This window comes from Agrobacterium sp. OT33, from assembly GCF_017313365.1.
Classification (GTDB): domain Bacteria; phylum Pseudomonadota; class Alphaproteobacteria; order Rhizobiales; family Rhizobiaceae; genus Agrobacterium; species Agrobacterium rhizogenes_A.
The window spans coordinates 198,644-218,107 of sequence record NZ_JAFLMZ010000007.1 but is presented as its reverse complement, the minus strand read 5'-3'; the positions used below and the strand labels follow the sequence as shown (position 1 = coordinate 218,107).

The 19,464-nt window shown below is 60.9% G+C and carries 10 protein-coding genes; 6 read left to right on the top strand and 4 right to left on the bottom strand.

Translation table 11 applies throughout. From position 1 onward, the window contains the following. Nucleotides 1-170: 170 nt before the first annotated feature. Together JZX88_RS17870 and JZX88_RS17865 are read right to left on the bottom strand one after the other, a co-directional pair. Nucleotides 171-887, bottom strand: a complete 717-nt coding sequence (locus JZX88_RS17870; RefSeq protein WP_065114353.1) for a FadR/GntR family transcriptional regulator — start codon at nucleotides 885-887, stop codon at nucleotides 171-173. Nucleotides 888-1,006: 119 nt separating this feature from the next. Beyond that, nucleotides 1,007-2,452, bottom strand: a complete 1,446-nt coding sequence (locus JZX88_RS17865) for an FAD-binding oxidoreductase (RefSeq protein WP_206914325.1) — start codon at nucleotides 2,450-2,452, stop codon at nucleotides 1,007-1,009. Between the two features lie 215 nt (nucleotides 2,453-2,667). Between JZX88_RS17865 and denD the strand changes: the two genes are divergently transcribed. From denD to JZX88_RS17845, 4 genes are all read left to right on the top strand, one after another. After that, complete coding sequence (gene denD / locus JZX88_RS17860) at nucleotides 2,668-3,654, top strand: D-erythronate dehydrogenase (RefSeq protein WP_065114351.1); 987 nt, start codon at nucleotides 2,668-2,670, stop codon at nucleotides 3,652-3,654. Then, nucleotides 3,651-4,553 (top strand): NAD(P)-dependent oxidoreductase, encoded by a 903-nt coding sequence (locus JZX88_RS17855; RefSeq protein ID WP_065114350.1) that lies wholly within the window; start codon nucleotides 3,651-3,653, stop codon nucleotides 4,551-4,553. Before denD ends, JZX88_RS17855 begins: the two co-directional genes overlap by 4 nt. 9 nt (nucleotides 4,554-4,562) lie before the next feature. Further along, complete coding sequence (locus JZX88_RS17850) at nucleotides 4,563-6,347, top strand: IlvD/Edd family dehydratase (RefSeq protein WP_206914324.1); 1,785 nt, start codon at nucleotides 4,563-4,565, stop codon at nucleotides 6,345-6,347. 114 nt (nucleotides 6,348-6,461) lie between these two features. Further along, nucleotides 6,462-7,436 (top strand): threonine/serine dehydratase, encoded by a 975-nt coding sequence (locus JZX88_RS17845; protein ID WP_206914323.1) that lies wholly within the window; start codon nucleotides 6,462-6,464, stop codon nucleotides 7,434-7,436. A gap of 15 nt (nucleotides 7,437-7,451) precedes the next feature. On the opposite strand, the gene JZX88_RS17840 is transcribed toward JZX88_RS17845, so the two are convergent. Then, nucleotides 7,452-8,555 (bottom strand): NAD(P)/FAD-dependent oxidoreductase, encoded by a 1,104-nt coding sequence (locus tag JZX88_RS17840; RefSeq protein WP_206914322.1) that lies wholly within the window; start codon nucleotides 8,553-8,555, stop codon nucleotides 7,452-7,454. 229 nt (nucleotides 8,556-8,784) lie between these two features. On the opposite strand from JZX88_RS17840, the gene JZX88_RS17835 reads away from it, so the two are divergent. Continuing rightward, on the top strand, nucleotides 8,785-8,928 hold the full coding sequence (locus tag JZX88_RS17835) for a hypothetical protein (protein WP_081284474.1): 144 nt from the start codon (nucleotides 8,785-8,787) through the stop codon (nucleotides 8,926-8,928). Nucleotides 8,929-9,003: 75 nt separating this feature from the next. On the opposite strand, the gene JZX88_RS17830 is transcribed toward JZX88_RS17835, so the two are convergent. Next, nucleotides 9,004-10,182 carry a M20 aminoacylase family protein gene (locus JZX88_RS17830; protein ID WP_206914321.1) on the bottom strand — a complete coding sequence of 393 codons (1,179 nt, stop codon included), beginning with the start codon at nucleotides 10,180-10,182 and terminating at the stop codon, nucleotides 9,004-9,006. Nucleotides 10,183-10,757: 575 nt separating this feature from the next. On the opposite strand from JZX88_RS17830, the gene JZX88_RS17825 reads away from it, so the two are divergent. Continuing rightward, nucleotides 10,758-19,253, top strand: coding sequence for a GH36-type glycosyl hydrolase domain-containing protein (locus JZX88_RS17825; RefSeq protein WP_206914320.1), 8,496 nt, complete (start codon nucleotides 10,758-10,760; stop codon nucleotides 19,251-19,253). Nucleotides 19,254-19,464: the final 211 nt, after the last annotated feature.

Here is a 19,464-nt window from a genome sequence, read left to right as displayed (position 1 = left end):
TGCGGTCTTATTGTCTGGATGTCTGACAACCTAATCTCATTCTTCTTAGTATGACTTTTCCGGCGAGTCTAGCGGTCTCGCGGACAAAATTATCGCCTTTCGGTTCCGGATACCGGTCAAGCCTGGAAACCTGTCCTATAGCTTTACGGTCGGCGCATTTATTCCGTGCTTCAGAATATATCCAGTTCCAGATTGACCCGGCTTGCCGCGCCGATCAGATGTTTGCGCATGGCATTCTTGGCTGCGGTCGCATCGGCCTTCTCGACGGCTTCGTAGATCGCCACATGTTCGGCGATCGTCACCTCAAGAATTTCACCGAACACCGCGCGGGAGAAAGCGATGTTGATGGCGGAACTGATGCGTTCCGCGATGAAGCCGAGGAACATCAGGAAATATTCGTTTTCAGTCGCTTCCGCCAGAATACGGTGAAAGTCGAGATCGGCGGCAACACCTTCGGTAGACCAGTCGTCGGCGGTCTTCATTTTCTCCAGCGCCGCGGCCAGCCGCGTCAGTTGCTGCGGGCTGCGGTGCAGTGCTGCAAGCCCTGCCGCTTCTATTTCCAGCGGCATGCGAAGCTGAAAGAGGTCGCGGAAATTGTCCGGATCATTGAGGCGGGAGCGCTCGATCCGGATGGACAGTCTCTGGCGGGGATCGGTGACGAATGCGCCCACGCCCTGGCGGGTTTCGACGAAGCCTTCATTGCGCAATTGCGCGATCGCCTCGCGAATGACCGAGCGGCTGACGCCGAAGGTTTTCGCCAGAACATGTTCCGTCGGCAGCCTGTCGCCCGGACCGAGTTTCGAATCATTGATTTCGCGCGCAATCTCGGCGGCGATACGGCCGGGCAGATGATCGTTGCGATGTATCTGATTGAACTCCAGCGTCATGATTGCTCCCGTTCCGCAGAAACGATTGGTTCATTTTGCCCGCCGCAGGCGACGTCCTCCTTCGCCGTCGGCGGGTTTTAAAAGGCGGCATATTCACAGCCGCCTTTGCCGTTCCTCGATTAGCTATCCGGTTGCAGGCTTATCTGGCAACCGGGATTCATGCGCAAATCGGGGTCGAAGGCATTTTTCAAACCCGTGATCATCCGACGTTGCACATCCGATAGCCGGCTTTCGAAATCGGAGCGCTTCAGGCGGCCAATGCCGTGCTCGGCACTGATACTGCCGACGTAACGGTCGAGGACCTCGTTGACGAGTGTCTTGGACTTGTAGATGAACGCCTCACGCTCCTCCGGTGTCGCGCCATTGGGGGGCAGGACGTTGAGATGGACGTTGCCGTCGCCGACATGGCCATAGGAAACCGCAAGGCATTCCGGCAGTTTTTCCGCAAGTTCGGCTTCCGCCTCGGCCACGAAAGCCGAGAGTTTCGAAAGCGGCACCGAAATGTCGGTACGCATATGGCTGCCGCGCAGCGCCTGACCTTCGTTCATGCCTTCACGGAACAGCCACAACGATTGCGCCTGCGCCCGCGAGGACGCGATGACGCCGTCCAGTACCAGACCGTCTTCCATGACGCCCTCAAGGAAGCGGCCCATCAGATCGGCGGTATCCACCAGACCGGAGCCGGAAATTTCCATCAGCACATAGGCCGGGTAATCGCCGGCGATAGGCATCCTGAGGTCGGGGATTGCCTCGATCGCCAGCGTGAAGGCGACCGGCGGCATGAATTCGAAGGCGGACATCAGGTCGCAGCATTCGCGGCGGGCGCGGCGGTAGAGCTTGATGGCATCGTCGAGCGAATTGAGGCCGAGCAGCGCCGTTTCGACATGTTCCGGATTGGGGTAGAGCTTGACGGCAACGGCGGTGATGATGCCGAGCGTTCCTTCCGCGCCGATGAAAAGCTGCTTCAGGTCAATGCCGCGATTGTCCTTGCGCAGCGTCGACAGTCCGTTCCAGACGGTGCCATCCGGCAGCACCACTTCGAGGCCCAGTACCAGCTCGCGGGTCATGCCATAGCGCAGGACATTGATGCCACCGGCATTGGTGGAGACATTGCCGCCGATACGGCAGCTGCCCTGCGCGCCGAGCGACAGCGGGAAGAACATGCCCTTGTCCTGAACGGCGTCCTTGAATTCAGAGAGAATGCAGCCCGCTTCCACGACGGCGGAAAAATCGTCGCCATCTATGGTGCGGATGGCGTTCATGCGTTCAAGGCTCAGCACGATCTGATGCCTGGGCGCATCCGGAATACCGCCGAGCACCAGGCCGGTATTGCCACCCTGGGGGATGATGGCGAGGCCAAGTTCGGCGCAGGCACGCACCGTGTCGGACACTTCCTCGGTCGAGCGGGGACGGATGACGGCCACGGCCGAGCTGGTGACGTCGCCGTGCCAGTCGCGGCAATAGCGCAGCATGTCTTCCTGCGATGTCAGCAACAGGGCCTCGCCCAGCCTGTTCTTCAGCGAGAACCGCAGTTCCTCGATATCGTGTTCACTCACGATCGTCATTCCACCCTCTCCGTCCAATCCGCCCTAAATATCCGGTCAAGGGTCGTACCGTTGATTCTACCGGCACCCTTGCTTTTTCCAGTTTGTGAAAAAATACTATTTTCAATCCGATCATATAAGGTTATCAGACAACCTTACAAGCTAATTTATCGGTCGACAGGCCGATGATGTTTTTTCGGTCTCGGGAGAATGACCGGGACAAAGAGGAGGAAGACATGCATATCGCAATCATCGGCGCCGCAGGTATGGTTGGCCGCAAGCTGACGCAGCGTCTCGTGAAAGATGGATCGCTGGGTGGCAAGCCGATCGAGAAATTCACGCTTATCGACGTGTTCCAGCCCGAAGCGCCCGCCGGTTTTGCCGGTGCGGTCGATGCGCGCGCAGCTGATCTCTCCGCTCCGGGTGAAGCTGAAAAGCTGGTGGAGGCCCGTCCGGATGCCATCTTCCATCTCGCCGCCATCGTCTCCGGTGAGGCCGAACTCGATTTTGACAAGGGCTACCGTATCAATCTCGATGGCACCCGTTATCTCTTCGACGCCATCCGCATTGCCAACGGCAAGGACGGTTACAAGCCGCGCGTGGTCTTCACCTCGTCGATTGCCGTGTTTGGTGCGCCGCTTCCCTATCCGATCCCGGATGAATTCCACACCACGCCGCTGACCAGCTACGGTACGCAGAAGGCGATCTGCGAATTGCTGTTGTCCGATTACAGCCGTCGCGGGTTCTTCGACGGTATCGGCATCCGTCTTCCCACCATCTGCATTCGCCCCGGCAAGCCAAATGCGGCTGCCTCCGGCTTCTTCTCGAATATCCTGCGCGAGCCGCTGGTCGGCCAGGAAGCGGTTCTTCCTGTACCGGAAAGCATTCGCCACTGGCATGCCTCACCGCGCTCTGCCGTCGGTTTCCTCATTCATGGTGCAACAATCGACGTCGAAAAGGTCGGCCCGCGCCGCAACCTGTCGATGCCCGGCCTCAGCGCCACTGTTGGCGAGCAGATCGAAGCGCTGCGCAAGGTGGCTGGCGAAAAGGCCGTCTCCCTCATCCGCCGCGAGCCGAATGAGATGATCATGCGCATGTGCGAGGGCTGGGCACCCGGTTTTGAAGCCAAGCGCGCCCGCGAGCTGGGCTTCACCGCCGAAAGCTCTTTCGAAGAGATCATTCAGGTTCATATCGAGGACGAACTGGGAGGTTCACTGAAATGAATGTTGGCGGGGAGGAGAAAAAGCGGTCTGTTGCCTTTATCGGCACGGGCCTGATGGGCGGTCCGATGGCCCGACGACTGCTGGGCGCAGGCTTTTCGGTCACGGTCTGGAACCGCAGCGTCGACAAGGCTGAAGCCCTTGTCGCCGATGGTGCGGTTCTGGCGGCGTCTCCAGCGGAGGCCGCCAAGGGGGCTGATATCGTCATCACCATGCTGAGCGACGGCACGGCCGTGGGCGAGGTGCTGTTTGCGGCCGGCGTGGCCGACGCGCTGAAAAAGGGTGCTGTGGTGATCGACAGCAGTTCGATTGCGCCGCCGATTGCGCGGGAACATTCCTCGCGGCTTGAGGCGCTCGGCATTCATCACGTCGATGCCCCGGTGTCCGGCGGTGTGCCGGGCGCGACCGCCGGCACACTTGCGATCATGGCCGGTGGTGACGAGGCGCTGATCTCGGGTCTCGCCGATGTCTTTGCGCCAATGGGCCGGCTGACCTATGTCGGTCCCTCGGGTGCCGGTCAGCTCTGTAAGCTCGCCAACCAGCAGATCGTCGCCATTACGATCGGCGCGGTTGCCGAGGCGATGATGCTGGTGGAAGCGGGCGGCGCATCCCGCGAAGGTTTCCGCAATGCCATCCGCGGCGGTTTTGCCGAAAGCCGGATTCTGGAACTGCATGGCGAACGCATGGTGAAGCGCAATTTCGTGCCGGGCGGCCCGTCCAAGTTCCAGCTCAAGGACCTGAACGGCGTGCTGGCAATGGCGAAGGATATGTCGCTCACATTACCGCTGACCCAGCAGGTGACGCGGGAATTCGATGACTTTGTGGGTGATGGCGGGGCCGATATCGACCATAGCGGCATCCTGCTTTACCTCGAAAAACTCAACAACCGGGAACAGGGCTGAGGCGATCTCATGAGCGACGACAAGGCACCCATGCGCCGCCTGCGATCCCAGGACTGGTTCGACAATCCCGACCATCTCGACATGACGGCGCTTTATCTGGAGCGCTTCATGAATTACGGGGTGACGCCGGAAGAGCTGCGTTCCGGAAAACCGGTCATCGGCATTGCCCAGAGCGGCAGCGATCTGACGCCCTGCAACCGCGTCCACGTGGAGCTGGTCAAGCGGGTACGTGACGGTATCCGTGATGCGGGCGGTATTCCCATCGAGTTTCCGACCCACCCGATGTTTGAAAACTGCAAGCGCCCGACGGCGGCGCTTGACCGCAATCTTGCTTATCTCAGCCTCGTGGAAGTGCTTTACGGTTATCCGCTCGACGGCGTCGTTCTGACCACGGGCTGCGACAAGACCACGCCTTCGGCGCTGATGGCGGCAAGCACGGTGGATATCCCGGCCATTGTCCTTTCCGGCGGCCCGATGCTCGACGGTTATCACGACGGCGATCTGGTTGGTTCCGGCACGGTGATCTGGCGTATGCGCCGCAAATATGGCGCGGGCGAAATCACCCGCGAGGAATTCTTACAGGCAGCGCTGGAATCAGCCCCGTCGGTCGGCCATTGCAACACCATGGGCACAGCGTCCACCATGAACGCCATGGCGGAGGCGCTCGGCATGTCGCTCACCGGCTGTGGCGCGATCCCGGCCGCTTACCGTGAACGCGGTCAGATGGCCTATCGCACGGGTCGCCGCGCCGTCGAACTGGTTGTCGAGAATATCAAGCCTTCCGATATCATGACGCGCGAGGCGTTTTTGAACGCGATCCGCGTCAATTCGGCGATTGGCGGTTCCACCAACGCCCAGCCGCATCTGGCGGCAATGGCCAAACATGCCGGTGTTGAACTTCGCGAGGAGGACTGGCAGGTCCACGGTTACGACATTCCGCTGCTGGCCAATGTTCAGCCGGCCGGCAAATGGCTGGGTGAGAAATACCACCGCGCCGGCGGCACGCCCGCCATCATGTGGGAGCTTCTGCAGGCCGGCAGGCTCGACGGAAACTGTCCGACCGTGACCGGCAGGACCATGGCGGAAAATCTCGAGGGGCGGGAATCGACTGACCGCGACGTGATCCTGCCTTACGACAGGCCGCTCAAGGAACGGGCCGGTTTCTTGGTCCTCAAGGGCAATCTGTTCGATTTCGCCATCATGAAGACGAGCGTGATTTCGGCGGAATTCCGGCAACGTTATCTGAGCGAGCCGGGCCGCGAGGGGATTTTCGAGGGCAAATCCGTTGTTTTCGATGGTTCGGAAGACTATCACGCCCGCATCAACGACCCGGCGCTGGATATCGATGAGCGCACCATCCTTGTCATTCGCGGAGCCGGTCCGCTCGGCTGGCCAGGTTCGGCTGAGGTCGTCAACATGCAGCCGCCGGATGCGCTGTTGAAAAAAGGTATTACCAGCCTGCCGACAATCGGCGACGGGCGGCAATCGGGAACGGCTGACAGCCCGTCAATCCTCAACGCCTCGCCGGAAAGTGCGGCTGGCGGCGGGCTGGCATGGTTGCGCACCGGCGATGTGATCCGCATCGACTTCAACAAAGGTGAGTGCAATGCGCTGGTGCCGGAGGCGGAACTGGAAGCGCGCAAGGCCGACGGCATTCCTGCTGTACCGGCGGATGCAACGCCCTGGCAGCGTATCTACCGTCAATCGGTGACCCAGCTTTCGGATGGCGCGGTTCTGGAGGGGGCTGCGGATTTCCGCAGGATCGCCGAGAAGATGCCACGGCATAATCACTGAGCGAGAATGAAGAAAAATCCCCGGCTGCGTCCGGGGATTTTTCTTTTCCGGGTGGTTTCGCAATTGATTGCGACCTCCTAATGTATCCCCGAATCCGCGTTACAGGGACAGGGCATGACAGATATTTCGATGATAGAGGCCGCGCGCCAGCGTATCGGCAACCATGCGGTGCGGACACCATTGCTGTCGTCACCTTTTCTGGACGAGATTGCCGGACGAAAGCTGTTCGTGAAGGCCGAGTGCCTGCAAAGAACGGGTTCCTTCAAGTTTCGCGGCGGCTGGTCGGCAGTGTCCGGCCTGCCGGCGGAGGTGCGCGCCAAGGGTGTCATCGCCTTTTCCTCCGGCAACCATGCGCAGGGCGTGGCGCTCGCCGCCCGCCTGCATGGCGTTCCCGCTGTTATCATCATGCCGTCGGATGCGCCGAAGATCAAAATCGACAATACCCGTGCCTATGGCGCAGAGGTGGTGCTTTATGACCGGGTGAACGAAGATCGCGACGCCATCGGTGATCGCCTGTCACGCGAACGCGGGCTGACGCTGATCAGGCCCTTCGACGAGCCGCTTGTCATTGCAGGACAGGGGACCGTGGGACTTGAGATTGCCGAACAGGGCACGGAGTTGGGGATTGGCGCGGCCGAGGTTCTCGTGCCCTGCGGGGGCGGCGGCCTTACATCCGGCATCTCGCTCGCACTTGCCGCGAAGGCGCCGGCCTACAAAGTCAGGACCGCAGAGCCCGAGCATTTCGATGACGTGGCGCGCTCGCTCGCATCGGGCAAGATCGAGCGTAACGTTTCGACTTCCGGTTCCATCTGTGATGCGATCATCACACCGCAGCCCGGCAACATCACTTTCCCTATTCTGGCCAAGCTTTGCGGAAAAGGCGTTGCCGTGACCGATGAGGAAGCGTTGCGGGCCATGGTGCTTGCCTTCAACCGGCTGAAGATCGTCATTGAACCCGGCGGCGCCGTGGCTCTTGCGGCAGCGCTGTTTCATGGCCACGAGCTGGAGAGCGATACGGTGATTGCGGTTGCCTCCGGGGGCAATGTCGATCCCGGGATCATGGCGGATGCGCTGTCCCGCTTTGGCTGAAGCGGCGGCGTGAGATCAGTCCTCGAGCCGAGCCGCAACCTCTGCGGCGATCGCCAGCGAGGCGGTGAGGCCGGGGCTTTCGATGCCGAACAGGTTGACGAGGCCGGCAAGTCCGTGGGTCTCCGGTCCGTCGATACGGAAATCCATGGCGGGTTCGTCGGGGCCGGAAATCTTCGGCCTGATGCCGGAATAGGCGGGGATCAGGGCGTCCTCGGGAAGGCCCGGCCAGTAGCGGCGGATCGCCTCGCCGAAACCCTCCATGCGGCGGGGATTGACGGCGTAATCGATGCTCTCGACCCATTCCACGTCAGGGCCGAACCGGGCCTGGCCGGCAAGATCGAGAGTGAGATGCACGCCGAGGCCGTGGGTGTGCGGTGCCGGGTAGATCAGCCGTGAAAACGGCGACTTGCCCGTCAGCGAAAAATAGCTGCCCTTGGCAAAACGCGGCTGCGGAATGGCATGGGCCGGCAATCCCGCGATCTCTTTTGCCACCATGGGTGCGACGAGGCCGGCGGAATTGACGAGCAGGCGGCATGTCAGGCTCATGGGGTCCCTGCCACCGACATGGACCCGGAAACCCTCGCCGATCGGCTCCGCCCTTTCGAAGGGAGCATTCAAGGCAAGAGCCGCGCCGTGGTCTTCCGCCTCGCCGAGCAATGCCAGCATATAGCCATGGCTGTCGATGATGCCGGTCGAGGGCGAAAACAGGGCTGCCCCGCAGGCGAGGGCGGGTTCGAGCGAAAGCGCCTCATGCCCATCGATCAGTTCCAGATCTTCGCAGCCGTTCGCCTCACCCTTGTCCTTGAGTGCGGCCAGCAGGGCCGTCTCAGCCTCCTCTGAAGCCACGATGAGCTTGCCGCAGCGGCGGTGTGCAACACCATGGCTTTGACAGAAGGCATAGAGCTGCTTTTTACCCTCGACACAGAGGCGGGCCTTGAGGCTTCCAGACGGATAATAGAGCCCGGCGTGAATGACCTCACTGTTGCGGGAGGAGGTCGCGGAGCCGAATTCCTTCTCACCTTCGAGGATGATGACAGAAAGGCCGCGCATTGAAAGCTCACGGGCCGCCGCAAGCCCGATTACCCCCGCGCCTATGATGATGGCGTCGATATCCGTCATCTCTTCCCGTCCACGGACAGTTCGCCTGAACGAACGCCGTCCTGCCGCGTTAATATTCCGCGATGGGTAGATTGATGCTTGTTGGGAGGCAAGTGGCGACCCCTATTTTTCCCAATTGGCGCTTCTTATGGAATTTTATCTCTACTGGAACGGTAGGGGATAAAGCTATTCTTTGGTTGAAATTAACCACTGCCCGCTCCGGCGGGCCTGACAGGGAAGGGAGCGCACAATGTCTTATTCCAAGGCAGGAAAAGTAAAAGACTTTGTCTCGCAGCCCCAGTCGCCGCGCAATTGGAGAGATTCGGTGCACGCGGCTCTTGTCGGCGTGTGCGTGGCCTTTGTCGCCGCGGTTATTCTCGGTCTCGTTCCCTGATCCTCCCGACTTTTCCCATCAGGTAACTTGAGAACAAAAGGCCGGTCGCTCCTCCGACCGGCCTTTTACTGTTTGTCACGCCTTGAGGTAATCCTCAGCCAGATCGACCCAGAAAGCCGTTCCGATCGGCAGGATGTCGTCATTGAAATCGAATTTCGGATGGTGTAGCGGCGGGTCGTTGTCGGTGCGCGCCGTGCCGAGGAAGAAATAGCAGCCGGGCCGTTTTTCCAGCATATAGGCGAAGTCTTCCGCGCCCATGGACGGGCGCTGCATCTCAGCCACCTTTTCAGCGCCGGCAAAACGGCGGGCGAGATCGGCGACATAGTCTGTTTCCGCCTTGTGGTTGACGGTTGCATTATAGCCGCGCTCGTAATCGATGGTGACGCTCATGCCGTAGCTCGCCGCTTGACCTTCCGCTATCGCCCGGATGCGCTTTTCCAGCTCGTCGCGGACGCCGGCATCGAAGGAGCGGATGGTAAGAAGCATCTCTGCCGTTTCGGGAATGACGTTGCTCGCCGCACCGGCATGGAATGCGCCCACGGTGACGACGGCCGACAGTTGCGGATGGATGTTGCGGGACACCACGGTCTGCAGCGCCATGATGATGCTTGCGCCGGCAACGATGGGGTCTGCCGCATCCTGCGGTTCGGCACCGTGGCCGCCATAACCGTTGACGGTGATCCTGCACTCGTCGACGGCGGCAAGGATCGGCCCGTCGCGCAGCACGAATTGCCCGAAGGGCACGCCGGGATCGTTATGCAGGGCAAAAACCGCATCGCAGGGGAAGCGGTCAAACAGGCCGTCCTCGATCATGATGCGGGCGCCGCCGAAATTTTCTTCCGCAGGCTGGAAGATAAGATGCAGCGTTCCCTCGAAGTTCCGGCGTTCGGCAATGATCTTTGCCGCCCCCAGAAGCATGGCGGCGTGGCCGTCATGGCCGCAGGCATGCATTACGCCCTGATTGGCGCTTGCATATTCCGCCCCGGTTTCCTCGTGGATCGGCAGGGCGTCGATATCGGCACGGATGCCGAGCGTGCGTGTGCTGTCGCCATTGCGCAGCGTGGCGACGATGCCGGTCCCGGCGAGCCCCCGCGTCACCTCATAGCCCATTTCCACCAGCTTTTCGGCGATGAAGTCCGACGTCTTGAACTCGGACAGGCCGATTTCGGGATGGCGGTGCAGGTGGTGGCGGATCGCCACCACATCCGGCATGTGGTTGGCAAAAGAGGCGACGTTGGCGGTCTGTCTGGTCATTTTCGAAGTCCCGGGTTTCGCCGCTTGTTTCCGGCGCCTTTGGCAAATGACATAGCAGCATATGCAGGGCCATGTAAGGGGCGTTTCCGGTGCCGAAACACCCAGGAATTCAGCGCTTGCATCGTGCCGCGACAGGTGGCATGGAACTATTGACGTCCTGGGGCATTAGCTTCTTTCGGATGTGGCGCGGGCCTCCTTGGTTTCGCGTTGCCCTTCAGGTTGTCAACGGGGGACTATCGGGCGTTGTGCGAACAATTTTCGCCGTCGGGGAGTGTGCGAAATCCAGTTGGAACGGCTTTGCCGGGCCGCAGGATGAAATTTTCCTGTCGCCGGAAACTCGCTGTTTGCGCCGATCTCCTGCTTTGCAGGCACCTCGGAAAAATTGCCCTGCACGATGCTGCGCCCACGGACATCCGTCATCGGATGATCCGATCCGTCCGGCGCCCGGCCCGGTTCACCGAAGGTTCAGGATAAGTCATAAATATAGCGTGGCCCGATTTTTGTGCGTGTTCCCGCCACGGACGAAATGCCGGTCAAGTCGAACAGGTTTCCCTTAAGTTCAGAATACGAGCCCGATGTCATTTCATATCACCCCGACCGCCGCCGCCCGTGATTCCGAGACGAAGCAGATCGATCACAATGATTCGATCCGCGCGTCCTATATGACGATCGAGGAACTGCATGATGCGGGTGCCGCGCTTTCCCGCGACGGTGCCGACAGCCTTCCCGGTTTCATGGAATTCGATTTCTTCGAGCGTCACCGCGAGAACGAGAAGGAAATCCTCAGGGTCTACCGCACGACGGCCGTCGATGCGGAAAATGGCGCGACGATCACGCCGGCTGCGGAATGGCTGCTCGATAACCATTACGTCATCGAAGAAGCGATCCAGGAAGTGCGCCGCGATTTTCCGCGCAAATTCTATCGCCAGCTGCCGACGATGACGGTGGGCGGCGTGACGATCCCGCGGGTCATGGCGCTTGGCTGGCTTTATGTTGCCCATACCCACAGCACGGTTTCGCGCGAGAACATGACAGCGCTGGTGGATGGCTACCAGACCTCGAAGACGCTGCAGATCGGCGAATTGTGGGCACTGCCGTCGATCATCCGTTTTGTCCTCATTGAAAATCTTCGCCGCATCTCCATCCGCGTCGAGCGCTCGCGCCGCATGCGCCAGAAGGCGAACGAGGTCGTCGACGAGATCATCCGGCTGAACGATGCCGAGGCGTCGGCCGCGCTTCTGAAACAGGTCGATTCGCTGGTCGACGATCCGACTTTCGCGACACAGTTCCTTTATCGTCTGCGCAACGGTTCGCAGACATCGGGCTTCGCCGTGGCCTGGCTGGAAGAACGCCTGCATGCCGCCGGCACCGATGCCGAAAATGTCATGATGTCGGAACATAATCGTCTGGCGTCCGGCAATGTGACGATGGGCAACATCGTCAAGAGCCTGCGCGAAATCGACGATACCGAATGGTCGGTGTGGTTTGAGGAAGTCAGCCATATCGACAAGGTTCTGCGCGAAGAGACAGATTACGAAGTTCTCGATTTCGGTTCGCGCAACACCTATCGCAATACGATCGAGCTTCTGGCACGTCGCTCCCCCAAGACCGAAGTCGAGGTTGCGCGTGCCGCCGTCGAAATGGCGCGTTCGGAGACACCTGCCGGGGCCGATGACAACCATCGCGTCAATGTCGGCTCCGTGCTTGTCGGCCAGCGTCGCTTTGAGCTTGAAAAGGCTTTGGGTTACCGGCCGCTGGTGTCGCAGCACATCGTGCGCTCGATGCGCAAGTTCAACTGGCTGGCGATCGCCGCGCCGGTGCTTCTGATCACCGCGTTTGCCATGCTGGCGGTCGGCTGGTTCCTCGCGGAAGCCGGCATGCCGTGGTATGTCGTCACCGCCTTCCTGCTGATGTTCGCATTGCCGGCCTCGGAAGGGGCAACCGGTCTCTTCAACACGCTCGTCACCTTCTTCGTAAAACCGTTCCGGCTGGTCGGATACGAGTTCAAGAACGGCATTCCACAGGATGCCCGCACGCTGGTTGCCGTGCCCTGCATGCTCACCAGCCGCGACAGCGTTGACGAGATGATGCGCAATATCGAGGTGCATTATCTCGCCAATCCGCATGGCGAGATTTATTTCTCGCTCGTCAGCGACTGGCGCGATGCGCAATATGAGCAATCCGATGAGGATCTTGAGATCCTCGACTATGCCAAGCGCGAGCTTGCGGCGCTGAACAGCCGTTATGCCTTTGACGGCAAGACGCGCTTTTACCTGCTGCACCGCCGCCGTATCTATAATCCGGCGGAAGGCTGCTGGATGGGCTGGGAGCGCAAGCGCGGCAAGCTGCATGAGCTGAACATGCTGTTGCGCGGCGACAAGGACACGACATTCCTCGGCGGCGCGAACATCGTCCCGGCCGATGTCAAATACGTCATGACGCTGGATGCCGATACGCGCCTGATGCGCGATGCGGTGACCAAACTCGTTGGCAAGATGCATCACCCGATCAACCGTCCGGTGATCGATCCTGTTTCCGGCCGTGTTGTCGAAGGTTACGGCCTGCTGCAACCGCGCGTTACGCCCTCGCTGACGACAGGCAAGGACGCTTCCGTCTTCCAGCGCGTCTTTTCGATCAATCGCGGTATCGATCCTTACGTCTTCACCGTTTCCGACGTCTATCAGGACCTGACCTCGGAAGGCACCTTCACCGGCAAGGGCCTCTACGACGTGGATGCCTTCGAGGCGGCGCTGAAGGGCCGTATCGAAGAGAACTCGATCCTCAGCCACGATTTGCTCGAGGGCTCCTTTGCGCGCTGCGCGCTGGTGACCGATGTGGAACTCGTCGAAGATTTCCCGACCCGCTACGAGGTGGAAGTGTCGCGCCAGCATCGCTGGGCGCGTGGCGACTGGCAGCTCCTGCCCTATATTCTCGATCGCGCCCGTGGCGTTACCGCCATCGGCCGCTGGAAGATGGTCGACAATCTGCGTCGCTCGCTCACACCGATCGCCTGGTTCTTCGCCTCCATCCTCGGCTGGTATTTCATGGATCCGCTCGGCGCGCTGATCTGGCAGATCCTGCTGATCTTCTCGCTCTTCGTGGCGCCGACGCTTTCGCTGCTCTCCGGCCTCGTGCCGCGTTCCACCGACATCGTGCCGCAGGCGCATTTCCATACCATCTGGTCGGAAATACGCGCCACCAACGCGCAGGTTGCGCTGCGCATTGTCTTCATTGCCGATGCCGCCTGCATGATGACGGACGCGATTGTCCGTTCGCTTTACCGTCTGCTCGTCAGCCACAAGCTGATGCTGGAATGGCGCACCGCCGCCAGCATCCAGTCCAGCGCGCAGGGCAGCATCATCGATTATTATCGCCAGATGTGGCACGCGCCCGTGGTGGCGATGCTCGGCCTGCTGTTTGCGGCGCTGCCGGGTGACAATGCCTTCCTGATCGGCATTCCCTTCACGCTGCTCTGGGTCCTGTCGCCTGCCGTTGCCTGGTATGTCAGCCAGTCGGCTGAAACCGAGGATCGGCTGTTCGTCTCCGAACACGTCTCCTTCGAGCTTCGCAAGATCGCGCGCCGCACCTGGCGTTATTACGAGACTTTCGTGACGCCGCAGGAAAACCATCTGCCGCCGGACAATTTCCAGGAAACGCCGGAGCCGATCATCGCCTCGCGCACCTCGCCCACCAATATCGGCGTTTATCTGCTGTCCGTCATTTCGGCGCGCCGGTTCGGCTGGATCAGCTTTGCCGATACGCTGGAGCGGATCGAAAACACGATCCAGACCGTCGAGAAAATGGAGAAGTATCGCGGCCATCTGTATAACTGGTACCATACGGATACCCTGCAGACGCTCGGACCCCGTTATGTTTCGGCGGTGGACAGCGGCAATCTCGCCGGTCACCTGATTGCGGTCTCGTCCGCCTGCCGTGACTGGGCGGAAGCTCCTTCCGCCCACCTTCAGGGTAATCTGGACGGTATCGGCGACGTTGCCGGCATCCTGCGCGAAACGCTGAAGGCCCTGCCTGACAACCGTAAGAACCTGCGTCCGCTGCACCGCCGTCTTGAAGAGCGCATCATCGGTTTCTCGAACGCGCTCGCCTCCGTCAAGCGCGAGCATGAATTCGCCTCGATCCGCGTCATCAATCTGGCGGTACTTGCGCGCGATATCCAGAAGCTTGCCACCAATGTCGACCACGAGGTGAAGTCGGCGCAGAGTGCGGAAGTGACGCGCTGGGCGCAATTGCTGGTGGAATGCTGCGAGTCGCATATTTCCGACAGCGCCATCGACCTCACCAATATGGAGCCGCTGCGCCAGCGTCTTGCTTCGCTGCGCGACCGCAGCCGCAACCTCGCCTTCTCGATGGACTTCACGTTCCTCTATCGCAAGGATCGCCGTCTGCTGTCGATCGGCTATCGTGTCGAAAGCAAGGAGCTGGACGAAGCCTGCTACGACCTTCTGGCTTCCGAATGCCGCCTGACCAGCCTGTTCGCCATCGCCAAGGGCGATCTGCCGACCGAACACTGGTATCGTCTCGGCCGTCAGGTCGTGCCGATCGGCGCGCAGGGCGCGCTGGTGTCGTGGTCGGGTTCGATGTTCGAATATCTGATGCCGCCGCTTGTCATGCAGGAGCGTCAGGGCGGCATTCTCAACCAGACCAACAATCTGATCGTCAAGGAACAGATGAACCATGGCCGTCGTCTCGGCACGCCATGGGGCATTTCCGAAGCGGCGTTCAATGCCCGCGATCACAACATGAACTATCAATACACCAATTTCGGTGTGCCGACCCTTGGCCTCAAGCGTGGCCTTGGCCAGAATGCGGTGATCGCGCCTTATGCGTCGATCCTCGCCAGCCAGTACGATCCTGACGGTGCGCTTGAGAACCTCGACAAGCTGCGCAAGCTTGGCGCGCTTGGCCAGTACGGTTTCCACGATGCGGTGGATTTCACGCCGACGCGTGTGCCTGACGGCAAGGTCTGCGCGGTGGTCTATAACTATTATGCCCACCACCACGGCATGTCGATTGCGGCTGTCGCCAACGTCGCCTTTGACGGCGTGCTGCGTGAACTCTTCCACTCCGATCCGGTGATCGAGGCGGCCGAACTGCTGCTGCAGGAGAAGGCGCCGCGCGAAGTTCCGGTCATGAGCGCCAAATACGAGCCGGAAACCCCCGGCAAGGAGCAGGCCGACCTGTTGCGTGCCGAAGTGCGCTCCATCGCCGATCCGGCGGTGCGCGACCGCGAAGTGGTGTTCCTCTCGAACGGCCATTATTCGACCATGCTCACCTCGACGGGCGCGGGTTATTCGAAGTGGAACGGCCAGGCGATTTCCCGCTGGAAGGCCGACCCGACTGAAGATCGCTGGGGCACCTTCATCTTCCTGCGCGATACCACCAATGGACAATGGTGGAGTGCGACGGCCGAGCCGCGTGTCATCGAAGGTGAAAAGACCAAGACGATCTTCACCGATGACAAGGCCGAGTTCCACAAGACAACAGGCGATCTGCAGAGCGTGGTTGAGTGCATCGTCGCCACCGAGCATGATGCCGAAGGCCGCCGTATCACGCTGCTGAACGTCGGTTCCGAGGATCGCTATATTGAAGTGACCTCCTATATGGAGCCGGTCATCGCGTCTGAAGATGACGATAACGCCCATCCGCTTTTCTCGCGCATGTTCGTGCAGACGGAAATCGGCCGGCGTGGTGATGTCATCCGCGCCTGGCGCAACCGTCGCAGCCCGAACGAGCCGGGTACCGTCATCGCGCATCTGGCCGCCGACAATGCCGGCCCGTCGCGCCCGACGGAATTCGAGACGGACCGCGCCAAGTTCATCGGTCGCGGCCGGTCGCTGCGCGAAGCCGCAGCCTTCGATACCGGTGCAACGCTTTCCAGCACGGATGGTTTCACACTCGATCCTATCCTGTCGCTGCGCCGCACTGTGCGCGTGCCGGCGGGCAAGAAGGTGAGCGTGATCTTCTGGACGATTGCCGCGCCGAGCCGCGAGGAAGTCGACAAAGCGATCGACCGTTACCGTCATCCGGACGCTTTTGCGCATGAACTCGTGCATGCCTGGACGCGTACGCAGGTGCAGATGCGCCATGTGGGTGTTACCTCGCAGCAGGCGGCCGCCTTCCAGCATCTCGGCCGTTATCTGACCTATCCGGACATGCATCTGCGTGCGGATTCAGAAACGCTGAAAACGGGCCTCGCCTCGCAGCGCGCCCTTTGGCCGCTTGCGATTTCTGGCGATTTCCCGATCTTCAGCCTGCGTATCAACGACGACATGGACATGGATATCGCCCGTGAGGCGCTGAGCGCCCACGAATATCTGCGCTCGCGTGGCGTGATCTTCGATCTGGTCATCGTTAATGAGCGGGCCGCGTCCTATGCGCAGGACATGCAGCATGCGCTGGATCACATTTCCGAGGCGCAGCGCCGCATCAATCCTGCCGATGGCGGGCGTCCGCATGTCTTCTCCGTGCGTCGCGACCTGATGGACGAAGAGACCTGGAGCGCGCTTCTCGCCGCCTCCCGTGTTGTTCTTCACGTGCGCAACGGCAAAATCGTCGACCAGATCAACCGCGCTGTATCGCTGTTTGCGGCCCATCGCGGCCCGGACGGCACGAGCGATGCCGCACAGGCCCGTTTGCCTGTTCCGGCCTTCCCGGTCGCAGAGCCGGTCGAGGATGCGGGCGATCTCGATTTCTGGAACGGCTTTGGCGGCTTCGCCAAAAACGGACAGGAATATGTGGTGCGCCTCAATGGCGGGCAGTCCACGCCGCATCCTTGGATCAACGTCGTCTCGAACGAGAATTTCGGTTTCCATATTTCGGGCGAAGGTGCCGGTTTCAGCTGGAGCCGCAATTCGCGCGACTATCAGTTGACGCCATGGAGCAATGACCCGGTTATCAACCGGCCGGGTGAGGCTTTCTATGTCGCCGACGTCGAGACAGGAAAGCTCTATACGCCCTGCGCCGCGCTGTCGCGTGATCCCGAAGCGCTGTTCGAAACCCGTCATGGTCTCGGATACTCCGTGCTGACCGGTGTGGCGGATACGCTCGAAGTCGAGGTGACGCAGACCGTCGACCGCGAGAAGCCGGTCAAGTTCTCGCAGGTCATCGTTCGCAACAAGGGCACGAAAAGCCGCCGCCTGAAGGTCTATGCCTATGTGGAATGGGTGCTCGGCAATAACGGCCAGAAATCCGCGCCGTTCATTCTGAGCAGGCACGATGCCGGCAGCAACGCGATCTTCGCGTCGAACCCCTACAGCATCGACTATAGCGCCCGCACGTCCTTCCTGACGCTCGACACTGAGGCGAGCGGCTTCACCACCAGCCGCCGGGAATTCATCGGCCGCTTCGGTTCGGCACAGGCACCACAGGGGATCGTATCCGGTGCCGCACTCAGCGGTAGCACCGAGCTTGATGGTGATCCCTGCGCCGCGCTGATGCAGGAAATCCATCTGAAGCCCGGTGAAGAACGGCACATGACCTTCATTCTCGGTGATGCCGACAATGCGGAAGAGGCCGAAGCACTGGTGAAGGATGCCCGCAAGGCGGACTTCCAGACGGTGCTGGATGCGAGCAAGGCTTTCTGGACGGGCTTTACCGGCCAGTTGCAGGTTTCCACGCCCGATGCCGGCTTCAACCACATGGTCAATAACTGGCTGCCGTATCAGGCGCTGGCATGCCGCATTCTGGCGCGCACCGCCTTTTACCAGTCGAGCGGCGCCTTCGGCTTCCGCGACCAGCTGCAGGATACGCTGGCCTTCCTGCTCTACCAGCCGGATCTCGCCCGCGAGCAGATCCTGCGCGCGGCAGGCCGCCAGTTCCCGGAAGGCGACGTGCAGCACTGGTGGCTGCCGCTGACGGGTGCGGGTGTCCGCACGACGATTTCGGACGATGTCGTCTGGCTCGCTTATGCGATCAACCAGTATGTCTCGGCCACGGGTGATGCCGCCATTCTCGATGAAAACATCCCCTTCCTGAAAGGCCCGGCGTTGATGCCAGGCCAGCACGATGCCTTCTTCCAGCCGGAGACAAGCGAGCGGTCTGTCACGCTTTACGAACATGCGGCGCTTGCGCTTGATCTCGCCATTCATCGCACTGGTGAAAACGGTCTGCCGCTGATCCTCGGTGGTGACTGGAACGACGGCATGAACCGTGTCGGCGTCGGCGGTAAGGGCACCAGCGTCTGGCTCGGCTGGTTCCTTTCCGGGGCCCTGCGCGATTTCATCGAGATCGCCGAGAAGCGTGGTGATACCGACCGCGTCGGAAAATGGGCATCGCACCGCGAAAAACTGCGCAATGCTCTCGAAACCGCAGGCTGGGATGGCAGCTATTACCGGCGCGGCTACTTCGATGACGGCACGCCGCTCGGTTCAGCCAGCAGCGAGGAATGCCGGATCGATTCGCTTGGCCAGAGCTGGAGCGTTCTCTCCGGTGAAGGCGAAGAAGGCCGGTCGCGGCAGGCGATGGACGCCGTCATGGAGCATCTGGTCGATGAAAAGACCGGTATCATCCGGCTGTTCACGCCACCTTTCTCGCGTGCGCCGCACGATCCGGGTTACATCAAGGGATATCCGCCGGGTGTGCGTGAAAATGGCGGGCAATATACCCATGCCGCAACCTGGGTGGTTCTCGCTCTCGCACGGCAGGGCCGCGCCCAGGAGGCATGGAACTGCTTCAAGCTGCTCAACCCGGTCAACCATGCGCTCGATGCGGCATCGTCGGAAACCTATCGGGTCGAACCCTATGTGGTGACCGCAGATGTTTATGGCGAGGGCGCCTATGCGGGGCGCGGTGGCTGGAGCTGGTACACGGGTTCCGCCGGCTGGCTCTACCGTGCAGCTGTCGAGGGGATTCTCGGCATAACCCGCACCGGCGGCAAGCTGCATGTTTCGCCGTCGCTGCCGGAAGACTGGAGCGGTTTCTCGGTCAGCATCACGCTCGATGGAAAAGCAAGAAACATCACCGTCAGCCGCAAGGCCGGTACGGCGGAGGTTTCCATATCCGTCGACGGCAAGGACCTGGCGGCCGGCGATGGGGTGATCTCCTTCGACTGACGCTGTCAGCTCTATATCTGCCTAAGATCAGGCTCCTGCGGTGACGCAGGGGCCTGAATTTTTACAGGGCTGCCTTCAAGTCCGTTTGAGCATCTTGGCGGCTGATAGCCCTGACGCCCAGCGGCTTTCGCAGCTGCCGGCGAAAAGCCGGCGGCGCCGGGATATGGTCATCTGTGAAAGCCTCCAGGGATCGGGCTGGAGTGTCAGGCCC